The organism is Corallococcus sp. CA053C, from assembly GCF_003611675.1.
GTDB lineage: Bacteria > Myxococcota > Myxococcia > Myxococcales > Myxococcaceae > Corallococcus.
The window spans coordinates 1-3682 of record NZ_RAWA01000628.1; the positions used below are offsets into that span (position 1 = coordinate 1).

The 3682-nt window shown below is 71.2% G+C and carries 3 protein-coding genes; 2 read left to right on the forward strand and 1 reads right to left on the reverse strand.

Translation table 11 applies throughout. The features are described from left to right. The first annotated feature begins 15 nt into the window (after positions 1–15). Together D7V97_RS45080 and D7V97_RS41180 are read left to right on the forward strand one after the other, a co-directional pair. Positions 16–816 carry a hypothetical protein gene (locus D7V97_RS45080; protein WP_158623565.1) on the forward strand — a complete coding sequence of 267 codons (801 nt, stop codon included), beginning with the start codon at positions 16–18 and terminating at the stop codon, positions 814–816. Beyond that, positions 813–2450, forward strand: a complete 1638-nt coding sequence (locus tag D7V97_RS41180; protein ID WP_158623566.1) for an FAD-dependent monooxygenase — start codon at positions 813–815, stop codon at positions 2448–2450. Before D7V97_RS45080 ends, D7V97_RS41180 begins: the two co-directional genes overlap by 4 nt. Positions 2451–2472: 22 nt before the next feature. Here D7V97_RS41180 and D7V97_RS41185 read toward each other — a convergent pair. Then, on the reverse strand, positions 2473–3682 hold a 1210-nt coding region (locus tag D7V97_RS41185; RefSeq protein ID WP_120616013.1), incomplete at its 5' end, for a PfaD family polyunsaturated fatty acid/polyketide biosynthesis protein.

Below are 3682 nucleotides of genomic sequence, written 5' to 3' on the forward strand. Positions count from 1 at the left end.
CCCCGGACACCCCCCATGCAACGTGCCCACCTCTTCGAATTCAACGACATGCCGTGGCTGCCCTCGCCCATCCGGAAGACGCTGATGGAGTTCCTGCACCACATGTCGGTGCGGTTGCGGATGTACGACGCCGGCTTCGACGTCCTCTCCCAACTGCTCAAGCAGCAGGGCCTCACCTCCATCCAGGCGATGTGCGCGGGGGATGGAGGGCTCATGCTCGCGCTGTCCAGGCACCTGGGGCGCGACGACGTCCGCATCCAGCTCTCCGACAAGTACCCGTCCCTGGAGCGGTTCGGCGAGCTTGAGCGCGAGAGCGCGGGCCGCCTGGGCCACGTCACCGAATCCGTGGACGTGCTGAACGTCCCCGAGCACCTGTCGGGCGTGCGCCTCATCGTCAACGCCGTGCACCACTTCCAGCCCCCCGTGGTGCGGGGAATCCTGGCCGACGCGGTGACCAAGCGGCAGCCCATCGTGTTCATGGAGCCCGTGCAGCGCGACCTGCTGTCCGTGCTGCGCTTCTGCGCCGCGACGCCGCTGCTCAGCGCATGGTTGAGCCTGGGAGGCATCCGCCCCCTCAGCCTGCGCCGCACGCTGCTGGGCCTGGTGGCGCCCGTGGGCGCGTTCTGCTTCTTCTTCGACGGCGTGGTGTCTCACCTGCGCGCCTACCACCTCGAGGAGTGGCAGGCGCTCATCCTCCAGGTCGAGGGACACGAGGACTACGACTGGGACCTGCGCCAGATCCCCAGCTTCATGGGCACGCGCATCTCCTTCCTGGCCGGCATGCCCAGGTCCCGGGCCCTGGAGCCGGCGCGATGAGCGCCCCGGCGGACGTGTTGATCGTGGGGGCGGGCCCGGTGGGCTTGAGCCTCGCGCTGGCGCTGGAGCAGCAGTCCATCCGGGTGCGCATCATCGACAAGGAGCCGTCGTTCTCCGGCGAATCCAAGGCCGTCACCCTCCAGCCCAGGACCCTGGAGATCTTCCAGATGCTGGGGGTCGCGGAGCGGCTGCTCCGGGCCGGCGTGGCCAACGGCCGCATGAACATGCACGTCGGCACCCGGCGCGTCACCGTGCTGCGCTATGAGCGGCTGGCGACCGGGTTCCCCTTCTACCTGCACCTGCACCAGGGACAGACGGAGCGGGAGCTGGTCCACGCCCTGGGCGACAGGGGCATCGCGGTGGAGCGCTCCACGGCCCTGGAGGGGCTCCGTCAGGACGCGACGGGGGTGACGGCCCGGCTGGTGCGGGCCGGGGGCGCCGCCGAGGACGTGTCGGTGCCCTTCCTGGTGGGTTGCGATGGGGGCCACAGCCGGGTGCGCGCCGCGCTCGACCTGGGCTTCACCGGCGCGCGGCATGACGACCAGTGGATCATGACCGACGTGCGCATCCCCAACATGTCGCTCGCCCACGACGAGCGCCACGGCTTCATCCTCGACAGGTTCCCCTTCGTGGTCCTGAACCTGGGCAACGACTACTACCGGCTCATCGCCGCGCGCCCACCAGGCTCGCCCCTCAAGGGACAGGTGCCCACGCTGGAGGAGTTCCGCGACATCATGACGCCCCTGGGGCTGGGCCACTGGCGGCTGGAGGAGCCGCTGTGGCTCACCCATTACCAGCCGAGCCAGCGCCTGGTGTCGCACTTCCGGGTGGGCCGGATCTTCGTGGCGGGCGACGCGGCCCACGTGAACACGCCCATCGCCGCGCAGGGCCTCAACACGGGCGTGCTGGATGCCATCAACCTGGCGTGGAAGCTGCGGTTCGCGGTGCGGGGCAAGGCGCGCGAAGCCCTGCTCGACAGCTACCACGCGGAGCGCCACGCGGCCGCCGTGTCGATGTTCGCGCAGAACGACAAGCTCACCACGCTCGTCTTCGGCGCGAACCCCGTCGTCCGCTACCTGGCGCGCAAGCAGTTGCACCTGCTGAACCTGCCCGCGCTGAACCTGAAGAACGTGCTGGGGACGTCGCAGCTCGGCCTGCACTACCGCAGCAGTCCCGTGGTGCAGACGGCGCTCGACCCGCGCGGCACCCGTGCCGCCCGTGCCGCGTTCAAGCGCGGCCTGGCGGTGCCCGGAGATCGCGCGCCGCACTGCGTGCTGGAGGCCGAGCGACCCACCCCGCTCCAGGAGGTGCTCCGGACGGACTCCCACACGCTCCTGGTGCTCGGGGGCGAGCGGCCCGACGCGGTCCGGATGCGCGCCGTGGCGAGCCACGCCCGCGCGAAGCACGGCGAATGGCTCCACACCCACTTCGTGTTCAGCGGACAGGTCGCGCCGGGCTTCGATGACGCGGGGCTTGGCAAGGTCTGGACGGATCGCCGCCACGACGCCCACCGGGCGCTGGGCGCACGGGGCGCGGGCGCCGTGTTGATCCGCCCCGACGCCCACATCGCCGCGCGCTTCCCCCTGGACGCGCCAGAAGGCCTGGACACCTATTTCGGCGCCATCCTGCACTGAGGACCCGCGCGAGGGGCGCGGCTCACGTCCCCGCGCGCAGGCCGTGGAACTGCTGTTCCAGCCACTGCGCCGTGGCGTCCATGAGCTTCACGGCGATCGCGTCCACGTGGCGGTTGCGCCACGAGGCCAGGGGCGTACCGCGCACCCACTGATTGAACGACCCCAGCGCCGGCCCACAGTGGATTTGATAGTCCGTGCGCTGCTCGCGGCTTCCGCTCAGGGCCAGCCGGGAGGTGTGGACGAAGTACCAGCGGAACACCAGGGCCATCTTCTTCCGGGGGTCGCGCTCGGCGCGCTCCACCACGTCGGGGTCGACGCGCAGGTAGTGCTGGCGCGTCTCCTCCCAGATGTCCTCGAAGCCACGGCGGAAGACCTTCGTCTGGAGCTGCTCGCGCGTCTGCGCGTCCAGCGCGTCCAGCGAGCCGTGCTGTTGGTAGAGCGCGTACAGGCGGTTGGCGCGAGCCGGGAAGAAGAGCCCCCTGCGCACCACCTGGACCTTCGCCCCGAGCTCGAACATGTCTCCGGCGGGCGCGCACGTCACGTCCTGGATGTCGAGCGTCTCCAGCAGATCCTTGACGGGCTCGCTGGTGGCGGCCTCCACGGTGCACTGGTTGATGGAGCCCGTCACGATGAAGTCCGCGCCCATCACGAAGGCCGCGGCGGCCGCCTGGGGGGTGCCAATGCCTCCCGCGGCGCCCACGCGAATCCGCGTCGCATAGCCGTGCTCGGCCATCATGCGGTCGCGCAGGAGCATCATCGCGGGCAACAGGGCGCTGGCGACGCCCTGGTCCGTGTGGCCTCCGGAGTCGGACTCCACGCAGAGGTCCTCGGCCATGGGCAGCTCCCGGGCAAGCCGGGCCTCCTCGGCGGAGACCCGGCCGGCACGCACCAGCCCGTCCAGGAGCCCGGGGGGCGGCGGGCCCATGAAGAGCTGGGCGACCTCGGGCCGGGAGACCTTGGCGATGAGCCGGTGGGGGGCCTCGACCCGGCCGTCCTCGCGCCGACGCAGGCCGGTGACGCGGAAGCGGACCAGGGCCGGGGTGAGCTGCATGAAGGCCGAGGCCTCCACGTCGCGCACGCCCCGGCGCAGGAAGAGGTCCACCAGCTGCTCCTCGCGCTCGGGACGCTCCAGGCTGTGCAACAGGTTCATGCCGTAGGCCTCGCCCGGGCGCAGCGCGGCCTGGATGGCCTGGAGCTCCTCGTCGATGCGCGAGAGCGCGACACCGCCGGTG